The sequence below is a fragment of the Pseudomonas sp. 210_17 TE3656 genome (genome assembly GCF_054821965.1).
The window spans coordinates 2,904,481-2,929,338 of sequence record NZ_JBTRBC010000001.1; the positions used below are offsets into that span (position 1 = coordinate 2,904,481).

Consider the following 24,858-nt stretch of genomic DNA (forward strand, 5'->3'; position numbering starts at 1 on the left):
AGGTTGCTTGACCCTATAGTGGCTACAGGGTGTTCACTTGGCAACAGGACATTTAAGGATGAACCCATGAACCAGCCTGTCAGCCATACCCCGGGTAAAGACACCCACGATCACGCCAGCCATGACCATGCCAAGCATGCCCACAGCTGCTGTTCCCACGATGCCGCACCCTCTCTGGTGCAGTTGAGTGAAGCGGCCAGTGGCGATGCGCGCCTGAGCCGCTTTCGTATCGAGGCCATGGACTGCCCGACCGAGCAGACCCTGATCCAGAACAAATTGGGCAAGCTGGCAGGCGTTGAGCAGTTGGAATTCAACCTGATCAATCGCATCCTCGGGGTGCGGCACACCCATGCCGACACCCTGACCATCGAGCAGGCGGTCGCTTCGCTGGGCATGCAGGCCGAACCACTGACCGAGAGCAGCGAAGAACCTGCCGCGCCTCCGGCTCCGGGGAAAAAGCACTGGTGGCCGCTGGCGCTGTCCGGGGTTGCGGCCATTGCCGCCGAAGGCATTCACTTCGCCGAGTTGGCGCCTTCCTGGGTGGTCGCGCTGGTGGCGTTGGTGTCGATCCTCAGCTGTGGCCTGGGTACCTATAAAAAGGGCTGGATCGCCCTGAAGAACCGCAACCTGAACATCAACGCGCTGATGAGCATCGCCGTCACCGGCGCCGTGCTGATCGGTCAGTGGCCGGAAGCGGCCATGGTCATGTTCCTGTTTACCGTCGCCGAGTTGATCGAGGCGCGCTCGCTGGACCGTGCGCGCAATGCGATTGGCGGGCTGATGCAACTGAGCCCGGACATGGCCACGGTGCAGCAGAGCGATGGCCAATGGCGTGAAGTCGAGGTCAAACAGGTAGCGCTGGGAGCGCTGGTGCGGGTGCGCCCCGGTGAGCGTATCGGCCTGGATGGCGAGGTGGTCAGTGGCCAGTCGAGCATCGACCAGGCGCCGATTACCGGTGAGAGCCTGCCGGTGGAAAAAGGGCCTGGCGACAAGGTTTTCGCTGGCACCATTAACCAGGCCGGTGCCTTGGAGTATCGGGTGACGGCAGCTGCCGGGCAATCGACGCTGGCGCGGATCATCAAGGCTGTGGAAGAAGCCCAGGGTGCCCGCGCGCCAACCCAGCGATTCGTCGATCAGTTCTCGCGGATCTACACCCCGGCGGTGTTTGCCTTTGCCCTTGCGGTCGCGGTGATACCACCGCTGTTCATGGCCGGTGCCTGGTTCGACTGGATCTACCGCGCCCTGGTGTTGCTGGTAGTGGCGTGTCCATGCGCTCTGGTGATCTCCACTCCGGTGACCATCGTCAGCGGCCTGGCCGCAGCTGCGCGCAAAGGCATTCTGGTCAAGGGCGGGGTGTACCTGGAAGGTGGGCGCAAGCTAGATTTCCTGGCGCTGGACAAGACCGGCACCATCACCCACGGCAAGCCGGTACAGACCGATCATGTCGTACTTGATCCGCTGTTCGAAGGCCGCGCCCAGACGCTGGCTGCCAGCCTGGCTGACCGATCCGACCACCCGGTGTCGCGTGCCATTGCGGTATATGCCAACGAGCAGCAACTGGCCCTGAGTGACGTCTCGGCGTTCGAAGCCCTGGCAGGGCGTGGCGTGCGCGGCGAAGTGGCCGGTGAGTTGTACCACCTGGGCAACCATCGTCTGGTCGAAGAGCTGGGTCTTTGCTCGCCACAGCTCGAAGCACAGCTCGATGCCCTGGAGCGTCAGGGCAAGACCGTGGTGCTGCTGCTCGACAAGTCTGGCCCGCTGGCCCTGTTCGCGGTGGCTGACACCGTCAAGGACAGCAGCCGCGAGGCGATTGCCGAACTGCATGAACTGGGTATCAAGACTGTCATGCTCACCGGCGACAATCCTCACACTGCGCAGGCCATTGCCGCTCAAGTGGGTATCGACCAGGCTCATGGCAACCTGTTGCCGGCCGACAAGCTCAAGACTATTGAAGATCTATACGCCCAAGGGCACCGGGTCGGCATGGTCGGCGACGGCATCAACGACGCTCCAGCACTGGCGCGCTCGGAGATCGGCTTTGCCATGGCTGCAGCCGGTACCGACACGGCGATCGAGACCGCCGACGTGGCGCTGATGGATGATGACTTGCGCAAAATTCCGGCCTTCGTCAGGCTCTCGCGTCAGACCGCGGCGATCCTGACCCAGAACATCGTGCTGGCGCTGGGGATCAAGGCGGTCTTTCTGGCGATCACCTTCGCCGGCATGGCAACCATGTGGATGGCGGTGTTCGCCGACATGGGCGTGAGTTTGCTGGTGGTCTTCAACGGCCTGCGCCTGCTGCGAAAATAGAGGATGTATGTTGAGTTCCGAGTTGAAAGCCTTCTACATGGTTGCCCGCCTGGGCAGCATTACCCTGGCGGCGAAGAAACTCGGGCTCAGCCAACCGACCGTGACCACGCAGATCCGCAACCTGGAAAGTCAGTATGCGGTGGAGCTGTTCTACCGTGGCGGTCGGCGCCTGACCCTCAGCGACGACGGCGCGCGGTTGCTGCCGATGGTCAAGACCCTGCTGCAGCAGGAAGCCGATATCGAGTTCTTCCTGCGCAACAGTGGTCAGGGCCAGGGCAGTTTGCGCATTGCTGCCACCGCGCCGTACTACATCCTCGATCTGGTGAAGATCTTTCGCGAGCGTTTGCCTCAGGTAGAGGTTTCGGTGGAAATCGGTAACTCCCAGCAGGTGCTGGAGTTGCTGGAGGACTACCGCGTGGACCTGGCTGCTTCTTCACAGCTGCTGGAAGATGCGCGTCTGGTGCGGCGGGTGTTGGGCACTGATCCATTGGTGGTGGCGGTGCATCGCAATCATCCGTTGGCCAGCCGTGAATCGTTGCCGCTGTCGGCACTGGCCGGGCACTGCCTGCTGGTTCGTGAGCAAGGCTCGACGACACGCAAACTGACCGAGCAGATGCTGGAAGAGGCCGGGGTCAAGGTCGGTTCGATGCTGGAGATCGGCAGCCGCGAGTCGATCCGTGAAGCGGTGTTGCGCAACATCGGCATCAGTATCATTGCCCGTCATGAAGTGCCGCATAACCCTGAGCTGCGGGTGTTGAGCCTGGAGAATGCACCGGTGATGCATGAGTACCTGTATTGCCTGAAGGAACGCAGGCAGGCGCGTTTGCCTGCGGCTTTTTTGGGGTTGGCGCAGGAAGTGTCGGCAGTGGAGATTTGAAGCATCGCGGGGCAAGCCCGCTCCCACCGAGACCACTAACCTCGGTGGGAGCGGGCTTGCCCCGCGATGCTTTTAAACGAACTACACCCAAATCTGCCTATACCACTATCACCATCTTTTGCTTCCCAGCCACAGAACCTTCGCATTACCTCCCTAGCATGGCCCTCATTCGTTCGATGAGGTCCTGCCATGAACACTCCGGTCGCAAACTCAGGCGCACAGATGAAAGTGCGCGGTATCCACAAGCGCTTCGGCGCCTTTACCGCCCTGCAGGATGTCTCCCTCGACATCGCCGCCGGTGAACTGGTGTGTCTGCTCGGCCCGTCCGGCTGTGGCAAGACCACGCTGCTGCGCTGTATTGCCGGCCTCGAACGCCAGGACCGTGGCACCCTGTACATCGGCGACCGCGACATCTCCGAGTTGCCGCCCCAGGCCCGTGATTACGGCATCCTGTTTCAGTCCTATGCGCTGTTTCCGAACCTGACGGTCGAGGCCAACATTGCCTATGGCCTGGCCGGCAGCGGTCGTGACGAAGTGCGCCAGCGGGTGGCGCAGATGCTTGAGCTGGTCGGTTTGACCGGCAGCGAGAAAAAGTACCCCGGCCAGCTTTCCGGTGGCCAACAGCAACGGGTAGCCCTGGCGCGTGCCCTGGCTCCGGCACCTTCGTTGCTGCTGCTTGACGAGCCGATGTCGGCCCTCGACGCCCGCGTCCGCGAGCACCTGTGTACCGAGCTGCGCCAGCTGCAACGCCAGTTGGGCATCACCACCTTGATGGTGACCCACAACCAGGACGAAGCCATGCTCATGGCCGACCGTATCGCGGTGATGAACAACGGCCAAGTCGAGCAATACGCCACGCCCCAGGAAATTTACGACAAACCCGCCACACCGTTTGTGGCCGAGTTCGTCGGCCAGGGCAACTGGTTGCCGTTCCAGCGCCACACCGACAGCCACGCCCAGGTCGGCGGCCTGAACATGCGCCTGGCCGATGGTGCCGGCCAGGCGCGCAGCGGTCGTTTGTTCTGCCGTCCTGAAGCGATCAGCGTCAATCCGCCCGTGCATGAAGAGAACCTGTTTCCGGCGCGGGTGCGCGAGATTACCTTCCTCGGTAACCGCTGCCGCATGAGCTTCGAGTTCAACGAACTGCCGGGCCATGCGCTGTTGGCCGAAGTCGCGCCCGAGTCGATGCCGCGCCTGGGTTCCCAGGACATCTGGGTCGCCCTGCCGCCGCGCAGCCTGCAGGTGTTTGCCTGAGATGGCCGCGCCAATGGCCATGCCGATCGCGCAGGCGAAGGCAGCACAGCGCTCCGGCGCTTCACTGGGTGATCGACTGTTCGTGGTCGGCGGTAAATGGTTGCTGCTGCTCCTGCTGACGGTTGCGGTGTTGATGCCGCTGCTGGCGATCTTCTGGCGCGGCTTCAGCAGTGATGCCGGGCAGGGTGGTGGTCTGGTCGCCGCACGTGAACTGTTTGCCAGTGCCAACTTTCACTGGCTGTTGGGTAACAGCCTCAAAGTTTCGCTCAGCGTCGCCGCGATTGTCGTGCCGCTGGCCTACCTGTTCGCCTACGCTTTGCAACGCACGCTGATCCCCGGCAAGCGCATCTGGCGCGGCATTTCGCTGCTGCCATTGCTGGCGCCGTCGATGCTGCCGGCCATTGCCCTGGTTTATTTGTTCGGCAACCAAGGGCTGCTGCGCGGGCTGCTCAGCGACAATATCTATGGCTTCTGGGGCATTGTCCTCGGCGAGGCCATCTACACCTTTCCGCATGCCCTGATGATCCTGCTGTCGGCGCTGTCGCTGGCCGACGCGCGCTTGTTCGATGCCGCGTCGAGCATGGGCGCCGGTCCCTGGCGCGCCTTCCACAGCATCACCTGGCCGGCGACCCGTCAGGCGGTGTTCGCCGCGTTCTGCCTGGTGTTCACCCTGACCATCACCGATTTCGGTGTACCGGTAGTGGTTGGTGGCGACTATCAGGTGCTGGCGCTGGAAGCCTATAAGGCGGTGGTCGGTCAGCAGCAGTTTGGTCGTGGCGCCTTGATCGGCATGGTGCTGCTGGTACCGGCGCTGCTCAGTTTCACTGTCGATGCCTGGCTGCGCCGCCGTCAGGGCGATGCCATGAGTGGCCGTGCCCAGGTGTTCATCCCGCAGCCGTCGCGCCGTCGTGATGCCTGGTTTCTGGCTGTGGTGCTGGCGGTCTGCGCGGTGTTGCTGCTGGTAGTGGGCATGGCGGTGTACTCGTCGCTGGTGACCTTCTGGCCGTACAACATGACCTTGTCGCTCAAGCACTATCAGTTCGATGAAACCGCGGGTGGTGGCTGGCTGGCTTACACCAACAGCCTGACCATGGCGCTGGGAACCGCATTGATCGGCAGCGCGGTGATTTTCACCGGCGCCTACCTGATGGAAAAAACCAAGGGCCAGCGTTCACTCAATCTGCTGCTGCGCTTGCTCAGCTTCGTGCCGATGGCGGTACCCGGTTTGGTTCTGGGCCTGGGCTACGTGTTCTTCTTCAACCTGACCAGCAACCCGCTGCATGTGTTCTACGGCAGCATGGCGCTGCTGGTGGTGTGCACCATTGCTCACTATTTGACCACCGCAAACATGACCGCGACCACCGCCCTGCGCCAGCTCGACGGTGAGTTCGAAGCCGCTGCGCTGTCGCTCAAGGCGCCGCTGTACCGGCACTTTCTGCGGGTCACCGTACCGATCTGCCTGCCGGCACTGCTGGACATCATCCGCTACCTGTTCGTGTCGGCGATGACCACGGTGTCGGCGGCGATCTTCCTCTACAGCCCGGACACCATCCTCGCCGCCGTCGCCGTGTTGAACATGGACGACGCCGGCAACGTCGGCGGCGCGGCGGCGATGTCGACCCTGATCCTGCTCACCAGCGCCAGCGTTTCGCTGCTCCTGGCCTGGGCCTCGCGTGGCCTGCTGCAACGTTCTCAAGCCTGGCGCCAGCGCGCGCCGGGCCAATGATTGCCTTACCCATCCCTCGTACCGTTCAAAGGAACCGCATCATGTTCAAGCCACTTGCTCTTGCCGCTGCCGTCCTCACTGCGTTCAGTCTGCAGGCCACTGCCGCTGACACCCAGCTGACGGTTTATACCGCGCTTGAAGCCGAACAACTCAAGAGCTACAAGCAGGCCTTCGAAAAGGCCAACCCGGATATCGAGATCAAGTGGGTACGCGATTCCACCGGCATCATCACCGCCAAGCTGCTGGCCGAAAAAGACCGCCCGCAGGCTGATGCGGTGTGGGGCCTGGCCGCTTCCAGCCTGGCGATCCTCGACCAGCAGGGCATGCTGCAAAGCTACGCCCCGAAGGATCTCGACAAGATCGGCGGCAACTACCGCGATGCCGCCAACCCGCCAGCCTGGGTCGGTATGGACGTCTGGGCGGCGACCATCTGCTTCAACACCATCGAAGCCGAGAAGCAGGGCCTGACCAAACCGGTAAGCTGGCAGGACCTGACCAAGCCTGAGTACAAGGGCAAGATCGTCATGCCGAACCCGGCGTCGTCCGGCACCGGCTTCCTCGATGTCAGCGCCTGGTTGCAGACCTTTGGCGAGAAGCAGGGCTGGGCGTACATGGACGGCCTGCACCAGAACATCGGCCAGTACGTCCACTCCGGTTCCAAACCGTGCAAGCTGGCGGCGGCCGGTGAGTTCCCGATCGGTATCTCATTCGAATACCCGGCCGTGCAGCTCAAGCGTCAGGGCGCGCCGCTGGACATCGTCCTGCCGAAAGAAGGCCTGGGCTGGGAAATCGAAGCCACCGCCGTGCTCAAGGGCAGCAAGCATGAAGACGCCGCCAAGCGCCTGGCCGACTTCTCGGCAAGCCCGGCAGCGATGGAACTGTACAAGGAAAACTTTGCCGTGCTCGCTCAGCCGGGTATCGCCAAGCCGCAGACCGAGCTGCCGGCTGACTACGAGCAGCGCCTGATCAAGAACGACTTTGCCTGGGCCTCGAAGAATCGCGACAGCATCCTCGCTGAATGGCGCAAGCGCTATGACGGCAAGTCGGAGAAGGTGGCGCAGCAGTAATACCGCATCGCGGGGCAAGCCCGCTCCCACAGGAGATAACACAGTCCCGGTGGGAGCGGGCTTGCCCCGCGATCCTTAAGGAGATCCCAATGACCGATCTATTAATCGTCGGCGCCGGCATCCTCGGCTTGTCCCATGCCTACGCCGCTGCCCGGCGCGGCCTCAAGGTCCGTGTTTTCGAACGCACCGCTACCCCGTTGGGTGCCTCGGTACGCAACTTCGGCCAGGCGCTGGTCACCGGCCAGCCACCGGGTGAAATGCTGGAGCTGGCCAAGGCCAGCCGCGGAATCTGGGCGCACTGGTCGCGTCAGGCCGGCTTCGAATTGAAGAGCAATGGTTCGCTATTGTTCGCCCGTACTGCCCTTGAACAGGAACTGCTGGAAGCCTTCTGTGACGAGCGGGCCGTAGAGCACGGTTACAAGGTCGAGCTGTTGTCCAGTGCGGTTCTCAACGATCTGTATGGCGGCCAGTTCCGTCACCATCGCGCGGCGTTGCGCGGGCTGGACGACCAGCAGCTGTACTCCCGTGAAGCCATCCCCATGCTGATCCGCTTCCTGCAGCAGGAACTGGACGTGCAGTTTCATTTCTCCACCCTGGTTCGCGATATCGAACCAGGCAAAGTCTCGACCACCGCAGGCGACTTCAGCGCCGCGCAGATCGTGGTCTGTTCCGGGCATGACTACCAGACCCTGCTCGCCGAACCCATCGCCAAGCTGCAGCCGCAAGTCTGCCGCTTGCAGATGCTGCGTGCCCGTCCGCGTTTCAACCTGAATTTGCAGCATGCCCTGCTGACCGGTCTGAGCTGCGTGCATTACGGCGCCTTCGCCGACCTGCCGCAGGCCCAGGCCCTCAAGACGCAATTGCTTAGCGACAGTCCGCACCTGATGGAGCATGGCATTCACTTGCTGATCAGCCCCACGCCCCATGGCGAGCTGATCATCGGCGACTCGCACGCCTATGGCAGCGATGCCGCGCCGTTCAATGCCGAACAGGTCGACAACTGGATGATCGAACTGGCCGAGCACACCCTCGGCGGTCGGATCGAGGTGGTCGAACGCTGGCAGGGAGTCTATGGTTCTGGCGGTCGCGGACCGTTTTCGCTGTTGCAGGTGGCGCCGGGTATCAGCGCTGCGCTGATGCACAGCGGCGTCGGCATGAGCGTCGGACCGGCCCTGGCCGAGCGGCATATCGCTCGACTGTTCAACGAAAGCGCTTGAGGGGATAACGATGAGAACGGCCGAACAGGTTGTCAGCGAAATATTTGCCCTGTACCAGCAGCATGGTGATGAAGACTATATCGGCGAGCCGGTGTCGCAGCTGGAGCACATGTCCCAGGCGGCGCAGCTGGCGCTGGATGAAGGTTTTGATGATGAAGTGGTACTGGCGGCGTTCTTCCATGACATCGGCCACATCTGTGGTGGTGCCGAAGGCGACATGGGTGGCTACGGTGTGGTCAGCCATGAACAGGTTGGCGCCAACTATCTGCTGCGCTGCGGTTTCAGCGAGCGACTGGCCAAGCTGGTGCAATACCACGTCGAGGCCAAGCGTTACCTGACTTTGCGTAAACCGGGCTATTACCAGCGATTGAGCGAAGCCAGCCGGCGCACCCTGGAGTATCAGGGCGGGGTGATGAGCGAGGCTGAGGCCGACGCTTTCGAGCGCGATCCGTTGTGCACGGTGAGCCTGCGCATGCGCGAATGGGATGAGCTGGCCAAGGAGATGCATGTGCCGGTGATTGATCTGGATGTGCTCAAGGCCAAGGCGCTAAAGCTCCTGCACTAACAAGTCGATCTGCTCCTGGCGCTCGGCCTGATTGAGCCGCGCGCCGGGATTGAGCGACGACCACTGCGGATGCGCCCGGGCTTTGCTCAAGGCGTCCGGCAGTTTGCCCTCGCGCCAGCTTTGTTCCTGCGGCGCGCTCAACTTGATCCGCTCCATCGCCGCATGCCCGCGGCTGTCCAGGGCCTGGATCAGCTGATGCTGACGCAGGGCCAACAGGCGCAACACGCTGTCATCTACCGTTAATTCCCGCTGTCCCTTGAGCTTGCCCAGCAGGCGTGAACCGTAGCTGCGCGCGGTCTGCAACGCGCCACCGGCAATGGCCCCGGCCAGCGCCGCAGCGCCCAGGGTCAAACCGCCGACCAGCAGGTCGACACCGGCACCCGCCGCCGCGCCGGCGGCCACCCCGCTACCAAGGCGTACGCCCAGCAATTTAAGGGTCTCGGGATTGAACAGGTCATCACCCCAACGCCCGTCCAGCAGCGGCAATTCGCTGGCACTGGCGTCATCCTTGCGAAACGCATACAGCTTGAGCAAGGCCTCGACGCAACGTTGTTCACGCTGGCGAACCTCCTTGCGCAAGGCTTCGATAGCGATTGCTTCGGCACCTGGTTCAGCCACCACGCTACGACGGCAGGCGGCGCAATCGAGCAGCAATTCGGCAATCAGGCGTTTGCCACTGAGCTGGCGGGCCAGACGCTGGGCCTGTTGATCGTCGATCAGGCGTTGCAGGGCCGGGCGCGACTTTTCCAGCATCAGCGCCAGGCTTTCGTAGAGGCGCCGTTCACCATCTTCCGGCGGCGCGACGCTGTCGAAACGCACCAGCGCATGAAGACCAAGCCGGGCCAGCGCTTCACGCCAGTCAGGCTCGCGGTGGTCGCTGCTGGCGACAAAGTTGAGCACCGGCAGTAACGGCTTGCCGCAGCTGGCGAGCACTTCCAGTTCATCCCGGTATTTGGCCAGCACCGGTTCGCGGGCATCGATCACATACAGGCCGGCATCGCTGGCCAGCAGTTGGCGCAACACTTTGGCTTCCTGCTCGAAACGCTGGCGCGCTTCGCTGCCCTGGAGAAAACGCTCCAGGCGCGCCGGACCGTCGAGGCGTTCGCCCGGCCGCTCCAGGCGTTCGAGGTAGTCGAGCAGGGCAATGGCATCTTCCAGGCCGGGAGTGTCATAGAGCTCCAGCAGCGGTTCGCCATCCACCGACAGCCGCGCACCTTCGACATGGCGGGTGGTGCTGGGCCGATGCGAGACTTCACCAAAACCGACATCACGGGTCAGGGTGCGCAGCAGCGAAGTCTTGCCGACGTTGGTGTGGCCGACCACGGCCAGTTTCAGCGGCTTAGTCATGACCATGCTCCAGCCAGTTCAGCGGGGCGCTGTCGGCGTGCTCCAGCCCAAGCTGATCGAGGGCCTGATGCCAATCGCCCAAGCGATCAGCATCCAGAGCCTGGCCGGGCAGGGCCTGTAGCAGCCAGATGCGGGTGGCGCCAGCGTTGCGCGCAAGTTCGGCGAGCAGCGCCAGGCTGCCACGGTCTGGCGAGCGACGTGGGTCGCAGGCGATGGCCAGGCGCGCCGGCGGGAAACGGCTGAGTTGTTCCAGCAATTTGTTGCGCGACTCGCGGCTGTCGAGCACGCCGGCGTTGCTGACTGTGGCGGGCAAGGCGGGCGGCCAGGGGCGCTGGTCGTCCAGCTCCAGGCCGACCAGCAAGGCGCCGTCACTGTGTTCATCACCCACGCCACGGACAATCTGCGGCAAGGCATCCGGCGCGGCATCGTTGACACCAAGGCGTTCGCTGCTGGGCATCAGCGCTTCGCGCAACTGGCTGTAGCCGGGGAGATTGAGGTCCAGGCCCAGGCGCTTGCGGCCGCTGCGCCAGCGCCACAGGCACAAGGCGGCGAGCAGCAAACGTGGAAGGATGCCGAATACCAGCAACACCCCGAGCAGCCAGCTGGCCCAGGCCTGGCGGGCCAGTTCAAGGGCGGGTTGGCTGTCGCCACTGGCGCGGATCATGTCGATGTCTGGCACATTGAAGCCGAGCAAGGCAGGTAGGGCGCCGAGGGCCTGGGTCAGTCCGACGAAGGTGTCGGCGCCGAGAATGGTGGTCTCCCAGACGAAACCGTAACGCCGGGTGGCGAGCAGAATCAGCATCATCATCAGCGCTGTGCCCAAGGCGACCAGCCATAGGCTGTGAACCAGCAGCCCGAGCAGCCAGCGATTGAGCTTCTGGCGTTGCAGCAACACCAGCAGGGCGGGGGCTAAATGTGCAGCCTGGGCATCACGGGCGAATTTTTCGCTGAGCCATAACCACAGCCTGCCCAAGGTCGCGCCTTGCTCACCGGCGAAGATAAAGCCCACGGCCCAGCCGGCCAGCAACAACAGGTTCAAGCCCAGCAGGCTGCCCAGCGCCCAGAACACATTCACCGGACGCTGGCTGTCGCCCAGAGCGGCCAGGGCTAGACCGGCGCCGCTGAAAATTGCCAGCACCAGCAACAGCGCCAGGGCCAGGCGCGCACCTTGTTTCCAGTGCTGCAGGGCGCTGCGCATGCCGTCGCGTTCGGCCAGCCACAGGGCGCGCTGTTCGATGCGCGTCGGCAGATCGCCACCCAGCTGGCGGGCGCGGCGATTGGCTTCCTGATCCTCCAGGGGGCCTGCATGTTCCTCGCGCAGGCGTATGGCCTCAGTGAGCCAGCGTTTGTCCAGGTCAGTCAGTGCAGTCACACAGTCTTCCATTGATCAAGTCAGCCCAAAGCATAACCCAGGCATCGAAGATCGGGCTTTGCTATCCTCGCCGACATGAAAACATCACTCCCCCTCAGCCTGATCGCGGCGCTCGCCGAGAACCGCGTAATCGGCATCGACAACAGCATGCCCTGGCACCTGCCGGGGGATTTCAAGTATTTCAAGGCCACCACCCTGGGCAAGCCGATCATCATGGGGCGCAAGACCTGGGATTCGCTGGGCCGGCCATTGCCCGGGCGTTTGAACCTGGTGGTCAGCCGCCAGCCTGGACTGCAACTCGAAGGCGCCGAAGTGTTCGCTTCGCTCGACGAGGCCATGCTGCGCGCCGAGCAGTGGGCGCTGGCGCAGGGCGTCGATGAGCTGATGCTGATTGGCGGCGCGCAGCTGTATACCCAGGCGATTGAGCGTGGTCTGGCGGATCGGCTGTATCTGACGCGGGTCGAATTGAGCCCTGAAGGGGACGCGTGGTTCCCTGAGTTTGATGCGGCGCAGTGGACGTTGGCGTCGAGCCAGGAGAATCCGGCGGAGGGAGACAAGCCGGCGTATCACTTCGAGGTTTGGGAAAAGGTTTGAAAGCATCGCGGGGCAAGCCCGCTCCCACAGGAGGTTGATGATCTCTGTGGGAGCGGGCTTGTCCCGCGATTTCCTCAGGAATGCGTCAGCTGCGCATGCTCCTGAGTCTCCAGCACTGACTTGTCAGTCTGCTTGAGCATCTGGCTGGTAATCGCCCCCGCCGTCATCGAACCATTCACATTCAGTGCCGTACGGCCCATGTCGATCAGCGGTTCAACCGAGATCAGCAACGCCACCAGCTCGACCGGCAAGCCCATGGCCGGCAACACGATCAGCGCGGCGAAAGTCGCACCGCCACCCACCCCGGCCACCCCGGCCGAACTCAGGGTCACGATGGCCACCAGCGTGGCAATCCACAGCGGATCCAGCGGGTTGATGCCGACGGCCGGAGCCACCATCACCGCCAACATTGCCGGATACAGACCGGCACAACCGTTCTGGCCGATGGTCGCGCCGAACGAAGCGGCGAAGCTGGCAATCGACTGCGGAATGCCCAGGCGCAGGGTTTGTGCCTCGATGCTCAGCGGGATGCTGGCGGCGCTGGAGCGGCTGGTGAAGGCAAAGGTCAGTACCGGCCAGACCTTGCGGAAGAAGCGCAGCGGGTTGACGCCGCTGATCGCCAGCAACACGCCATGCACCACGAACATCAGGCCGAGGCCGATGTAAGACACCACGACAAAGCTGCCGAGCTTGAGGATGTCGTCCAGGTTCGAGCTGGCGACCACCTTGGTCATCAGCGCCAGCACGCCATACGGGGTGAGCTTCATCACCAGGCGCACCAGGCGCATTACCCAGGCTTGCAGGGTGTCGATGGCGGCCAGGGCGCGGTTGCCCTTTTCCGCATCATCCTTGAGCAGCTGCAGGGCAGCCATGCCGAGGAACACGGCAAAGATCACCACGCTGATGATCGACGTCGGCTTGGCCCGGGCCAGGTCGCCTACCGGGTTGCTGGGGATGAACGACAGCAGCAGTTGCGGGATATTCAGCTCGGCGACCTTGCCCACGTAGTCGCTCTGGATCGCCTGCATCCGCGCGGTTTCAGCGGTGCCGGCAACCAGGCCTTCGGCGGTCAGGCCGAACAGGTTGGTCAGGACGATACCGATCAGCGCGGCAATGGCCGTAGTGAACAGCAGGGTGCCGATGGTCAGAAAGCTGATCTTGCCGAGCGACGAGGCGTTGTGCAGGCGAGCCACGGCGCTGAGGATCGAGGCGAAGATCAGCGGCATGACGATCATCTGCAGCAACTGCACATAGCCGTTACCGACCAGATCAAGCCAGCTGATGGTGGCCTTGAGGATCGGGTTACCGGCGCCATAGATGGCGTGCAGGGCAGCGCCGAACAACACACCGAGGACCAGGCCGACCAGGACTTTCTTGGCCAGGCTCCAGTTGCCATGACGGGTTTGAGCCAGGCCTAGCAGCAACGCCAGGAACGCCAGCAGGTTGAGTGACAGCGGCAGATTCATTGAAGCTCCAGAGAAAAGGCGGGGGCATCGCCTCTGTGTGCGATTGCGAACAGAAATGCTAACAGCATGAAAACGAACGAATTTATATCAAAAGGTAATTTGCATAGTCGTTTTTGGAATATAGGCATGTCGCAAATGGCATGTGCAACGCCGCTGAGGAGTGTGTTGGCGTCGTTGTCAGGTCGTCCTCAGCCCTTTGCTTTGGCTAGCGTGGGCGAGCCTCTTTTCTGGAGAAATGCACATGACGTCTGCTCCGAAAGTACTCGCTGCCGGTCTGGCACTGCTGCTGACCGGTCAAACCTGGGCCAGTGAACTCAAGCATTGGCCTGCTGACGCGGCCAGGCAGCTGGACACGATGATCGCGGCCAATGCCAACCAGGGTAACTACGCGGTGTTCGACATGGACAACACCAGCTATCGCTTCGACCTCGAAGAGTCGCTGTTGCCGTTCATGGAAAACAAGGGCCTGCTCAGCCGTGAAAAGCTTGATCCATCGTTGAAGCTGATGCCGTTCAAAGATACTGCCGAACATAAGGAGAGCCTGTTCAGCTACTACTACCGGCTCTGTGAAATCGACGACATGGTCTGCTATCCCTGGGTCGCCCAGGTGTTTTCCGGCTTCACCCTCAAGCAGCTCAAGGGCTATGTCGATGAGCTGATGGCCTCTGGCAAACCGATCCCCAGCACCTACTACGAGGGCGATCAGGTCAAGACCATCGAGGTACAGCCACCGAAAATCTTCACCGGCCAGACCGAGCTGTTCAACAAGCTGATGGCCAACGGCATCGAGGTGTATGTGATGACCGCCGCCTCCGAAGAGCTGGTGCGCATGGTCGCCTCCGACCCCAAATACGGCTACAACGTCAAACCGCAGAATGTCATCGGCGTCAGCCTGCTGCTCAAGGATCGCGAAAATGGCGCGCTGACCACCGCGCGCAAACAGATCAGCGCAGGCAGCTATGACCCGCAGGCCAACCTGGGCCTGGAGCTCACCCCTTATCTATGGACCCCGGCAACCTGGATGGCGGGCAAGCAGGCGGCGATCCTGACCTACATCGATCAATGGAAGAAGCCGGTACTGGTCGGTGGCGATACACCCACCAGTGACGGCTACATGCAGTTCCACAGTGTCGATGTCGGCAAGGGCGGTATTCACCTGTGGATAAATCGCAAAGCCAAGTACATGGACCAGCTCAACGGCATGATCGCCCAGAACGCTGCAGCCCAGGCCAAAGAGGGGCTGCCGGTGACGGCGGACAAGAACTGGGTGATTGTTACCCCTGAGCAGATTCAATGATGCCCTGTGGAATCAGCGCTTGTTCAGGCCCTTGGCCAGCCGGTCACCGCCCAGCTGAATCAAGGCCACCAGCACCACCAGCATGACAATCACGGTGAGCATGATCTGGCTGTCGAAACGCTGGTAGCCGTAGCGGTAGGCGATATCGCCCAGGCCGCCAGCACCGATGGCACCGGCCATGGCCGAGGAGTTGATCATGGTCACCAGGGTGATGGTGAAACCGCCGACGATGCCCGGCAAGGCCTCGGGCAGCAGTACGTGCCAGACGATATGCCAACGGCGGCAGCCCATGGCCTGGGCGGCTTCGATCAGGCCATGGTCGACTTCGCGCAGGCTGACTTCGGCGATCCGCGCAAAGAACGGTGTGGCGGCAATGGTCAGTGGCACCACCGCCGCCCAGACCCCATAGGTCGTACCGACAATCAGGCGGGTAAAGGGGATCAGCGCGACCATCAGGATCAGAAACGGGATCGAGCGGAACAGGTTGACGAAGGCCCCGAGCAGTCGGTTCAGGGTCGGCGCCTGGTAAATCCCGCCCTTGCCACTGGTGACCAGGATCACCGCCAACGGAATCCCGGCCAGTAGGGCGATCAGCGACGACACCCCGACCATCAGCAAGGTATCCAGTACGCCCTGGAGCAAGCGATCAGTCCACATAACCCAGTACCTCTACCTGCGTGGCCCATTGCCGGGCACGTTCGATGACCTGTTCATGGCTGTGCGGCGAGTTCGCCACCGACACCAGCAATTGCCCCAGCGGCCGCCCCTGGATCGGCTCGATCCCGCCTTGCAGCAAGCTGATCCGGCCACCGAGGCTGGCGAACAATGTGGATAACTCCGGTGCCTGGCGTTCAGTGCCACTGACTTTGAGGTTCAGCACCAGCGCCGCTTCGGCACTGCCCGGTTGCGGTTGCAGGCGGGCCTGCAAAGTGGCCGGCACGGCGGCTTGCAAGGGCGCGAGCAAGGTCTTGCTGACGTCGTGGCGGGGATTGCCGAAGACCTGCCAGACCGCGCCTTGCTCGACGATACGTCCGCGTTCCAGTACCACCACCCGCTGGCAGATATCGCGGATCACTGCCATTTCGTGGGTGATCAGGATGATGGTCAGACCCAGGCGCTGGTTGATGTCGCGCAGCAGCTCAAGAATCGACGCGGTAGTTTCCGGGTCGAGGGCCGAGGTCGCTTCATCGCAGAGAAGAATGTCCGGGTCGTGCACCAGCGCCCGGGCGATGCCGACGCGCTGCTTCTGCCCGCCCGACAATTGCGCGGGATAGGCATGCTGCTTCTGTTCAAGGCCGACCAGTTCCAGCAACTCGGCAACCTTGCGCTGGCGTTGCGCCTTGGGTACGCCGGCGACCTTGAGGGGCAGTTCGACGTTCTGCCACACGGTCTTGGCTGACATCAGGTTGAAGTGCTGGAAGATCATGCCGATGCGCCGACGCAGGCGCACCAGGCGGTCTTCATCGAACTCGCCGATATCGACCTGATCGATCAGCACACGACCGGCGCTAGGCTGCTCAAGACGATTGATGGTACGGATCAGCGACGATTTGCCCGCACCGCTGCGGCCGATGATGCCGAAGATCTCGCCGCGCTGGATGTTCAGGTCGATACCTTCCAGCGCCGGGGCGGTTTGCCCCGGATAGGTTTTGCCCAGGCCGATGAAGCGCACATGGGCGTTGCCCAGCTCAGGGTGCAGGGCCCGTTGCCGGGCCTGCTGCAGCGGCGCAAAGGAGGACTCCTCTGGCGCCAGGAGGGCGGTGGCGGCGCTCATCTCAGCTCTCCCAGCCCGGTTGGTAAAGCTTGCCATGGGCTTTGTCGAGCGCGGCACGCACCGCTGGCGAGTGCTGGTAGATGTCGATGAACTTGGCCAGGCGCGGATCGTCCTTGTTCTGCGGACGGATGACGAACTGGATCACGTATTCCTTGTGATCGAGGCCGTCGAACAGCAGGGCCGAGGTGGCATCGAAGGTATTGGCCAGGCGGATGTAGGCCGGATAACCCTGGACCAGGTCGGCATCGTCGTAGGCCCGCACCAGTTGCACGGCTTCGACCTGGAGGATCTTCAGCTGCTTGGGGTTGGCGATGATGTCTTCTTCGCTGGCCTTGTAGCCCACGCCGGGTTTGAGGGTGATCAGCCCGGCCTTGGCCAGCAGCTGCAGGCCGCGGCCGCTGTTGATCGGGTCATTGGCGATGGCCACGCTGGCGCCTTGTGGCAACGCGTCAAAGCTTTTGTATTTTTTCGAGTACAGGCCGACGTTGTTGATGATCCCCGATGCATAGGGCACCAGATCAAATCCGGCCGCCGCCTTGGCGTTTTCCAGGAACGGGATGTGCTGGAAGTAATTCACATCGATGTCGCCGCTGGCCAGGCTGACGTTTGGCGCGATCCAGTCGCTGAACTCGATCAGTTCGACGTCCAGCCCCTGCTTCTTCGCTTCGCTGACGGCCGCTTCCAGCGGGATGGCGAAGGCTGCGGTGGTGCCGACCTTTAAAGCATCGGCGGCCTGGGTGGTGGAAAACAGACCGAGGGTCAGGGCCAGCGCCGCGACGGGGCGGGCAAGGAAGGTCTTAAGCATGCTGTAGCGCTCCGCTCGGGGTGGTGTGGCGATAGCTGGCGCCGGGATGCTCGGCGGGCAGCAGGGGCTGGTCACTGGCGAAAAGCTTTTCGCGCAGGGTGCCGTGTTCGTAGGCGGTCTTGTACGAGCCGCGACGTTGCAGTTCGGGGATCACCAGGTCGATGAAGTCGACATAGCTTTCCGGGGTCACGGTGCGGGTCAGGTTGAAGCCGTCCAGGCCGGTTTCGGCGATCCAGCTTTCCAGTTCGTCGGCGACCTGGGTGGGTGAGCCGACCAGGGTGATGTAGCGCCCGCCGAGGGCGTGCTGGTCGAGCAGCTTGCGCCGGGTCCAGTCGTTGTTCTGCAAGGTCTTGGTTGCCGACTGGATGGCGTTGCTTTTGACGTACTGGATCGGTTCGTCCAGTGCGTAGGCCGAGAAGTCGATACCCGTGGAGCTGGCGAAGTGCGCAACCCCTGCTTCGGCGCTGGCGTAACGCAGGTACTCGGCGTGCTTGGCCCAGGCTTGCTCCTCGGTTCGCGCGACGATCACGGTCAGGCCCATGAACACCTTGATCGCCTCGGGATCACGGCCAGCGGCCACGGCAGCCGCGCGAACCTTGTCGACCTGGGCGCGGGTACCGGCCTTGGTCTGGCCGCTGATGAAAACGCACTCGGCATGGTTGCCGGCAAAGCCCAGGCCGCGCTCGGAGCTGCCGGCCTGGAACAGCACCGGCGTTCGTTGCGGCGAGGGTTCGCACAGGTGATAGCCTTCGACCCGGTAGAACTCGCCCTGGTGCTGCACCTTGTGGACTTTGTCCGGGCGCGCGTAGACCCGCTGCTGGCGGTCGTTGGTTACTGCACCGTCTTCCCAGCTGCCTTCCAGCAGTTTGTACAGCACCTGCATGTATTCATCGGCCTGGTCGTAGCGGCGGTCGTGTTCGGCTTGCTGCTCAAGGCCCATGGCCCGGGCGGCACTGTCCAGATAGCCGGTGACGATGTTCCAGCCCACCCGGCCACGGCTCAGGTGATCGAGGGTCGAGAGCTTGCGGGCGAACAGATAGGGCGGCTCGTAGGTCAGGTTGGCGGTCAGGCCGAAGCCCAGATGCCGGGTCACCGCGGCCATGGCCGACACCAGCAGCAACGGGTCGTTGACCGGCAGCTGGATCGACTCCTTGAGCGGCACGTCGACGTTGTTCTGGTAAACGTCGTAGACCCCGACGATGTCAGCGATGAACAGCCCGTCGAACAGCCCGCGCTCAAGCAACCTGGCCAGTTCAGTCCAGTACTCCAGCGTCTTGTACTGGGTGGACGTATCCCGTGGGTGAGTCCACAGACCGTGGTTGATGTGGCCAATGCAGTTCATGTTGAAGGCATTGAGGAGGATTTTCTTCTTGGCCATCAGATGGTCCCCCGCAGCGGTGGGTTCTCATCGTTGAGGTAGTAGTTGCCGATGGCGTGGTACTTCCAGCGCACCGGGTCGTGCAGGGTATGCACGCGGGCGTTGCGCCAGTGACGATCGAGGCCATGTTCGGCGAGGGTGGCCTGGCTGCCGGCCAGTTCGAACAGGGTGCTGCCGGCGGCCAGGGAAATTTCGGTGCTGATCGCCCGGGCTTCGGCCACGGCGATGGAGGCAGCGGCCACGGTGCTGGCGTTGGGCTCGGCCTGGGCCTGGTCGAGGTACTCGCCGGCGCGTTCAAGCAGGGCCTCGGCGGCGTGCAAACGAATCGCCAGATGACCGAAGGATTTCAGCGTCAGTGGGTCGTCGCTGGCCTTGTCGATGCCGGAATCGATCCATGGCCGGCTGCGGGTGCGCACGAACTGCAGGGCATCTTCGTAGGCGGCGCGGGCGATACCGGTGTCGATCGCGGCATGAAGGATCTGCGCCAATGGGCCGACCGTGGTCGGACGTTCGAAGGCACTCTGGAACGGCACCACATCCTCGGCAGCAATCCGAACATTGTCGAATTGCACCGAGCCGCTACCGGTGGTGCGCTGACCGAAGCCGCTCCAGTCGTCGATCACTTGCAGCCCGGCGCTGTCGGCGGGGACAAACACCAGCTGCTGCACGCCCTGCTCGTCGACCACCGAAGTGGGAATGCGCTGGGCATAGAGCGCGCCGGTGGCGTAGAACTTGCGCCCGTTGATGCGGTAGCCGTCACCGTCCCGGCTCAGGGCTGTGGTGCGGTCGTGGGCGGTTTTGGTCCCAAGTTCCGCCAGGGCGTTACCGAAGCGTTTGCCGGCCAGTACTTCGGCGTACAGGCGCTGCTGTTGCTGCGGGCTGCCGTTTACCCGCAGCACTTCCAGGGCATAGAAATGGTTTTGCGGAATCTGGCCCAGGGAGGCATCGGCCTGGGCGATGCGCGCGATGACTTTGGCCAGGGTAACGTTTGAAACACCGGCGCCGCCAAAGGCTTTGGGGACGCTGATGGCCCACAGGCCGGAGCGCGAAAACAGCGCCAGTTCCGGGTGTGGCAGGCGACGTTCGCGGTCGCGCAGGATGCTGTCGCGGCGCAGTTCGCCGGCCAGTTCTTCGGCAATCTGCAAAGCCTGGGCGTCAGTGTGGATGACCGCGACGTTTTCGTGCGGTTGCGGCAGAAGGCTCATAAATAGGCTCCAGTGGTCTGGTCAGATCCAGGAATGCCGGGCAGGCAAGGTACCGTTGAGGTGATAGGCGCCGACGGCGTGGTATTTCCAGCGCACCGGGTCGTGGAGGGTGTGGACGCGGGCATTGCGCCAGTGCCGGTCGAGGTTGAACTCGGCGAGGGTGGCGCGGCTGCCGGCCAGCTCGAAGAGCTTCTCGCTGGCTTGCAGGGCGATCTCGGTGGTCAGTACCTTGGCTTCGGCCACGGCAATCGAGGCCCGGGCTGCCGAGGCGGCGTCGACAGGCGCGGCGTTGACTTCATCGAGGGTGCGCGCGGCCTTGCTCAACAAGGCCTGGGCCGCATGCAGCTCAAGTTGCAGGCGGCCGATATCGGCGATCACGTAGAGGTCATCACTGGCGCGCTCGACCTTGGCATCGATCCATGGCCGTGATTTTTCCCGGACAAAGGCGATGGCGTCGGCGACCGCGGCTTCAGCGATGCCGGCATCGATGGCCGCCTGGATCAATTGCGAAGCGGCGCCCTGGATATTCGGCACCTCGTTCTGGCGCCAGTTGTCGATCACCAGCTCGGCGTCGACCTGAACCCGGTCCAGCAGCACGGTGCCGCTGGCGGTGGTGCGCTGACCGAAGCCGGACCAGTCATCGACGATGCGCAGCCCTGGCGTGCCGCGGTGGACAAAGGCCATGACCTGACGGCCTTCATCGTTCAGCGCTTTGACCGCTACCCAATGGGCAAACAGGGCACCGGTGGAATAGAACTTCTGGCCGCTGAGCACATAGTGGTCGCCCTCGCGGGTGATCCGTGCCTTGAGTTCCAGGGTGTGCTTGCTGCCGCGTTCTGGACCGGCATTGCCAATCCGCCAGCCGTCGAGCACCGATTTGAACAGCAGGTCCTTCTGCCGCTCACTGGCCGTGCCTTTGAGCAACTGCAGGATGCCGAACTGGTTCTGCGGGATTTGCCCCAGCGCCGGGTCGGCGGCGCTGATGATGCGAAACACTTCGGCGATGGTGACAAACGACACCTGGGTACCGCCGTAGGCGCGGGGAATGGAAATGCTGCCCAGGCCGCTGCGGGTGAATTGTTCGATTTCTGCCCAGGGCAGCTTGCGTTGCTGGTCGCGCCGGGCAGCCTGGCTGCGGGCAACTTCGGCCAGTTCACGGGCAGCCTGCAGGGCCTCGGCGTCACTGCGCAGGACCTTGGCCGGCAACAGCAGCGGGGCGCTGTCGAGATCACTGTGGACGTTGGTATCTGCCAGACTGGACATCAGTGCCGCTCCCTGGCTGCACTCAATGCCCTGGCGTTACGCACTGGGGTGATTGTGTTCCTGACCATAACCTTACCTCACGTATTGGAAAGGTCGGCGCGGGCTGCGCCGACTGAAATGCGCTGGTCCGGTGGTCCGGTTTATATACCCTAATGCTGTATAAAAATTAAATAAACTAACTTATTGGAATATGGATAGAAGTACTCGACGCTCGCCCGGCAAACACTCGCAGGTGCACGGCAGGCGCCCACTGCGAGCGGTTGCCGACCCGGTCGAGAATGCAGTAACTCAGTTCCAGGTGTGGGTCGGGACCGTTTTCCTCGATCAATGTCAGAGGGATCCTGGCCGGCAGCGGCTGGCCGACCAGGCACTTGCTCACGCCAGGCAAATCCACGCACAGGTCGCCCCAGCGCAAGGTGATCCGGTCACCTTCGGCCATGTTCCGGTAGGGCGCCAGGGTGCAGGGCAGGTCGTTGTTCAGGCTGTGCAGAAACAGGCCCTCGCGACGCAACCGGCCCGCCAGCTGCAATGGCTGCAAGTGCTCGTGGGTGCTGTTGCCTCCAGGGCAGTCGAGTTTTACCAGGACCTGCAGTTCAGGTGAGCGCAGCGGGTGGTGACCGGGTTTGAGCAGGCGATAATGCAGGCGGTGGCTACCGTTGTGCAGCAAGCTGGCGGGTATGCGCAGGTCGATGCAGCCATCCGGCTCATGGGCTTGCAGGCTGTGGGCGGCGACAAAGCGCTGGCCCCAGAACAAGGTCAGCAGATCGCCGGCTTCCATGGGTGGCTGGATCGGCACGCGCGCCCGTAATCGCGCGGCGCTGTGGCAGCCAATGCCGGCGGCATTGATGCCGGGGAGAATCGGTGGGAAAAGTTCGGGTCCTTGGCTGACATTGGGCATGGCGCGCATCCTTGGCATAAGCATCTGCTGGATTGGCGGTTATTGGCCAGCAGACGCGCAGGATCAAGCCCGCACACTGCCATTTGGCCGCAGACGGAAAACTTCGGAACAGGACTACGCCCACAGGGAAAACCTGCGGGCGCGGTTGGGGATGGGGTCTGGTGGGGAACTCAGTACCCGGTGTTCTGGACGCCGAGGAACTTGCCGAGGAACTGCCGGGTTCGCTCTTCCCGGGGGTGGGCGAACAGCGCCCTGGCTTCACCCTGTTCGACAATCACGCCCTTGTCGAAAAAGATCACCCGGTTGGCGACATCACGGGCAAAGCTCATTTCATGGGTGACGATGATCATCGTGCGTTTCTCTTCGGCCAGGCCGCGGATGGTCGCCAGCACTTCGCCGACCAGCTCCGGGTCCAGCGCCGAGGTCGGTTCGTCGAACAGGATCACTTCAGGTTCCATCGCCAGCGCCCGGGCAATCGCCACCCGTTGCTGCTGGCCGCCGGACAGTTTGCGCGGATACGACGCCTCTTTGCCCGCGAGGCCGACCTTGGCCAACAGCTTCATGCCCAGGGTCACGGCTTGCTCACGCGGGGTCTTCTTGACCACCAATGGCCCTTCGATAACGTTCTCCAGCGCCGTGCGATGGGGAAACAGGTTGAAGTTCTGGAACACGAAACCGACCTGCTGGCGCAACTTGCGGATCAGGCCTTGCTGTTTGGTCAGGGGCAGGTTGGCATCGATGGTCACGTCACCGACCTGGATACGGCCGCTGCTGGGTGTTTCCAGCAGGTTCAGGCAACGCAGGAAGGTGGTCTTGCCGGAGCCGCTGGGGCCGATGATGGCGATGACTTCGCCGGCCTCGACCTTCAGGCTGATGTCGTTCAGAACCGTCTGGCCATTGAACTGTTTGCTCAGTCGCTCTACCACGATCATGCCGCGTTACTCCTGGTCGTGCCGGTTGACCCGCGCTTCCAGGCGGTTCTGCAGGTGCGCGAGAACGCTGGCCAGCACCCAGTAGATCAGTGCGGCGGCAAGGTACATGGTGAAGACTTCGAAGGTGCGCGCGGTGATCAGCTGCGCCTGGCGGAACAGCTCCGGCACCTGGATGGTCGCGGCCAGGGCGGTGTCCTTGACCAGCGAAATGAAACTGTTGCCCAACGGCGGCAGCGCGGTGCGCGCCGCCTGCGGCAGGATGGCCCGGCGCATGGCCTGGCCACGGGTCATGCCGATACTGGCGGCGGCCTCCCACTGACCACGGTCGATGGAGCCGATCGCGGCGCGCAGGATTTCACAGGCATAGGCGGCCATGTTCAGCGAGAAGCCGATCAGCGCCGCCGGTAGCGGGTCCAGTTCCAGGCCTACCTGGGGCAGGCCGTAGTAGATCACGAACAGCTGCACCAGCAGCGGGGTGCCGCGAAAGAACGACACATAGACCCGTGCGATCCAACTCACCAGCTTGATGCGTGACAGGCGCATCAGGGCCAGGCCAAAGCCCAGCAACAAGCCGAAGAACATCCCGCCGAGGCTGAGAATGACGGTGAAGTACGCGCCCTTGAGCAGAAAGGGCGCGCTGTCCAGCGCAAGCTGCAGGCTGTCTTCGATCATTTAGTCACATCGGCGCCGAAGTACTTCTCAGAGAGCTTGGCCAGGGTGCCGTCGGCGCGCAGCTTGTCCAGTGCCTTGTTGATGGCGTCGAGCAGTTCAGGCTCGCCCTTGCGCAGGGCGATACCGGCTTCCTGACGCGAGAATGCGTCACCGGCAGCGGTAGTGTCCTTGGCTTTCTTGGCGTATTCCAGAGCGGCCAGGCGGTCGATCAGGATGGCGTCGATACGGCCGACACGCAGTTCCTGGAACTTGGTCGGATCGTCTTCGTAGGTGCGCACGTCAGCGGTCGGTACATTGGCTTTGACCCACTGCTCGTAGTTGGTGCCCAGGCCTACCCCGACCTTCTTGCCGCCCAGGTCGGCAGCGGATTTGATGTTCAGCTCGGCGGCCTTTTTCGTCAGCACCAGCGCCTGAATACCGGAAACGGTGTAAGGCTCGGAGAAGTCGTACTTCTTCTTGCGCTCCTCGGAGATGGTCACCTGGTTCACCACGGCGTCCAGACGTTTGGACTCCAGGGCAGCCAGGATGCCGTCCCACTTGGTTGGCTGGATCTTCGCCTTGACCCCCAGCTCCTTGGCCAGGGCCTCTGACAGCTCCACTTCAAAACCCGACAGTTTGCCGCTCTCATCGACGAAGCTGAACGGCGGGTAGGTGCCTTCCAGACCGATGTTGATGACACCCTTGTCCTTGATGGTTTTCAGTTGCTCGCCGGCAACCGCCTGACCGAGCAGACTGGCGCCCAGCAGCAGGGCGACGCCTGCGTTGAGAATCTGTTTAGCGATTACTGTCATGACGAAGCCCCAATGTTGTTGTGTAGTGGTTGGCGACTATAGGGTGAC

22 protein-coding genes are annotated in these 24,858 nt (G+C 62.9%); 9 read left to right on the forward strand and 13 right to left on the reverse strand.

The genetic code is table 11. The features are described from left to right. The first annotated feature begins 66 nt into the window (after positions 1-66). The 7 genes from ACVI9W_RS13580 (at position 67) to ACVI9W_RS13610 (ending at position 9,016) form a co-directional block, all read left to right on the forward strand. Positions 67-2,310 (forward strand): heavy metal translocating P-type ATPase, encoded by a 2,244-nt coding sequence (locus ACVI9W_RS13580; RefSeq protein WP_461530266.1) that lies wholly within the window; start codon positions 67-69, stop codon positions 2,308-2,310. Between the two features lie 7 nt (positions 2,311-2,317). Next, positions 2,318-3,187 carry a LysR family transcriptional regulator gene (locus ACVI9W_RS13585; RefSeq protein ID WP_461530267.1) on the forward strand — a complete coding sequence of 290 codons (870 nt, stop codon included), beginning with the start codon at positions 2,318-2,320 and terminating at the stop codon, positions 3,185-3,187. Between the two features lie 189 nt (positions 3,188-3,376). Beyond that, positions 3,377-4,441: a putative 2-aminoethylphosphonate ABC transporter ATP-binding protein gene (locus tag ACVI9W_RS13590; protein ID WP_461530268.1), complete on the forward strand. Its 1,065-nt coding sequence runs from the start codon at positions 3,377-3,379 to the stop codon at positions 4,439-4,441. A 1-nt stretch (position 4,442) separates the two neighbouring features. Further along, positions 4,443-6,167, forward strand: a complete 1,725-nt coding sequence (locus ACVI9W_RS13595; protein WP_461530269.1) for a putative 2-aminoethylphosphonate ABC transporter permease subunit — start codon at positions 4,443-4,445, stop codon at positions 6,165-6,167. Between the two features lie 41 nt (positions 6,168-6,208). Next, positions 6,209-7,234 (forward strand): putative 2-aminoethylphosphonate ABC transporter substrate-binding protein, encoded by a 1,026-nt coding sequence (locus ACVI9W_RS13600; protein WP_400170393.1) that lies wholly within the window; start codon positions 6,209-6,211, stop codon positions 7,232-7,234. An 89-nt stretch (positions 7,235-7,323) separates the two neighbouring features. Beyond that, positions 7,324-8,451 (forward strand): TIGR03364 family FAD-dependent oxidoreductase, encoded by a 1,128-nt coding sequence (locus tag ACVI9W_RS13605; protein ID WP_461530270.1) that lies wholly within the window; start codon positions 7,324-7,326, stop codon positions 8,449-8,451. Between the two features lie 10 nt (positions 8,452-8,461). Further along, the gene (locus ACVI9W_RS13610) at positions 8,462-9,016 is read left to right on the forward strand and encodes a phosphonate degradation HD-domain oxygenase (protein WP_274296372.1); all 555 of its coding nucleotides are present in this window, start codon (positions 8,462-8,464) and stop codon (positions 9,014-9,016) included. Here the strand turns inward: ACVI9W_RS13610 and ACVI9W_RS13615 are convergent. After that, on the reverse strand, positions 8,999-10,363 hold the full coding sequence (locus ACVI9W_RS13615; protein WP_461530271.1) for a GTPase/DUF3482 domain-containing protein: 1,365 nt from the start codon (positions 10,361-10,363) through the stop codon (positions 8,999-9,001). The two genes, ACVI9W_RS13610 and ACVI9W_RS13615, sit on opposite strands and share 18 nt — an antisense overlap. Next, positions 10,356-11,735, reverse strand: coding sequence for a DUF2868 domain-containing protein (locus ACVI9W_RS13620; protein WP_461530272.1), 1,380 nt, complete (start codon positions 11,733-11,735; stop codon positions 10,356-10,358). The genes ACVI9W_RS13615 and ACVI9W_RS13620 overlap by 8 nt, the downstream gene beginning before the upstream one ends. A gap of 75 nt (positions 11,736-11,810) precedes the next feature. Between ACVI9W_RS13620 and ACVI9W_RS13625 the strand changes: the two genes are divergently transcribed. Next, positions 11,811-12,329, forward strand: a complete 519-nt coding sequence (locus ACVI9W_RS13625) for a dihydrofolate reductase (protein WP_461530273.1) — start codon at positions 11,811-11,813, stop codon at positions 12,327-12,329. 74 nt (positions 12,330-12,403) lie between these two features. Here the strand turns inward: ACVI9W_RS13625 and ACVI9W_RS13630 are convergent, their stop codons facing one another. Next, entirely contained in the window at positions 12,404-13,795 is a 1,392-nt protein-coding gene (locus ACVI9W_RS13630; RefSeq protein ID WP_274295707.1) for an L-cystine transporter, read from the reverse strand. Positions 13,796-14,036: 241 nt separating this feature from the next. Between ACVI9W_RS13630 and ACVI9W_RS13635 the strand changes: the two genes are divergently transcribed. After that, positions 14,037-15,092 carry an HAD family hydrolase gene (locus ACVI9W_RS13635; RefSeq protein ID WP_461530274.1) on the forward strand — a complete coding sequence of 352 codons (1,056 nt, stop codon included), beginning with the start codon at positions 14,037-14,039 and terminating at the stop codon, positions 15,090-15,092. 12 nt (positions 15,093-15,104) lie between these two features. Here the strand turns inward: ACVI9W_RS13635 and ACVI9W_RS13640 are convergent, their stop codons facing one another. The 10 genes from ACVI9W_RS13640 to tcyJ form a co-directional block, all read right to left on the reverse strand. Continuing rightward, positions 15,105-15,749 carry a methionine ABC transporter permease gene (locus tag ACVI9W_RS13640; protein ID WP_342623897.1) on the reverse strand — a complete coding sequence of 215 codons (645 nt, stop codon included), beginning with the start codon at positions 15,747-15,749 and terminating at the stop codon, positions 15,105-15,107. After that, complete coding sequence (locus ACVI9W_RS13645; protein ID WP_461530275.1) at positions 15,739-16,866, reverse strand: methionine ABC transporter ATP-binding protein; 1,128 nt, start codon at positions 16,864-16,866, stop codon at positions 15,739-15,741. The genes ACVI9W_RS13640 and ACVI9W_RS13645 overlap by 11 nt, the downstream gene beginning before the upstream one ends. Before the next feature lies 1 nt (position 16,867). Then, a complete protein-coding gene (locus ACVI9W_RS13650) occupies positions 16,868-17,671 on the reverse strand; it encodes a MetQ/NlpA family ABC transporter substrate-binding protein (RefSeq protein ID WP_461530276.1) in 804 nt (267 codons plus the stop codon). Next, positions 17,664-19,049: an LLM class flavin-dependent oxidoreductase gene (locus ACVI9W_RS13655; protein ID WP_038605556.1), complete on the reverse strand. Its 1,386-nt coding sequence runs from the start codon at positions 19,047-19,049 to the stop codon at positions 17,664-17,666. The genes ACVI9W_RS13650 and ACVI9W_RS13655 overlap by 8 nt, the downstream gene beginning before the upstream one ends. Next, positions 19,049-20,254 (reverse strand): SfnB family sulfur acquisition oxidoreductase, encoded by a 1,206-nt coding sequence (locus tag ACVI9W_RS13660; RefSeq protein ID WP_461530277.1) that lies wholly within the window; start codon positions 20,252-20,254, stop codon positions 19,049-19,051. Before ACVI9W_RS13660 ends, ACVI9W_RS13655 begins: the two co-directional genes overlap by 1 nt. Before the next feature lie 21 nt (positions 20,255-20,275). Further along, positions 20,276-21,517, reverse strand: coding sequence for an SfnB family sulfur acquisition oxidoreductase (locus ACVI9W_RS13665; RefSeq protein WP_461530278.1), 1,242 nt, complete (start codon positions 21,515-21,517; stop codon positions 20,276-20,278). A 175-nt stretch (positions 21,518-21,692) separates the two neighbouring features. Then, positions 21,693-22,415: a hypothetical protein gene (locus ACVI9W_RS13670; RefSeq protein ID WP_461530279.1), complete on the reverse strand. Its 723-nt coding sequence runs from the start codon at positions 22,413-22,415 to the stop codon at positions 21,693-21,695. Between the two features lie 170 nt (positions 22,416-22,585). Further along, the gene (gene tcyN / locus ACVI9W_RS13675) at positions 22,586-23,347 is read right to left on the reverse strand and encodes an L-cystine ABC transporter ATP-binding protein TcyN (protein ID WP_461530280.1); all 762 of its coding nucleotides are present in this window, start codon (positions 23,345-23,347) and stop codon (positions 22,586-22,588) included. A gap of 6 nt (positions 23,348-23,353) precedes the next feature. After that, complete coding sequence (gene tcyL, locus ACVI9W_RS13680; RefSeq protein WP_051939131.1) at positions 23,354-24,019, reverse strand: cystine ABC transporter permease; 666 nt, start codon at positions 24,017-24,019, stop codon at positions 23,354-23,356. After that, positions 24,016-24,810 (reverse strand): cystine ABC transporter substrate-binding protein, encoded by a 795-nt coding sequence (tcyJ, locus tag ACVI9W_RS13685; RefSeq protein ID WP_157190786.1) that lies wholly within the window; start codon positions 24,808-24,810, stop codon positions 24,016-24,018. Before tcyJ ends, tcyL begins: the two co-directional genes overlap by 4 nt. Positions 24,811-24,858: the final 48 nt, after the last annotated feature.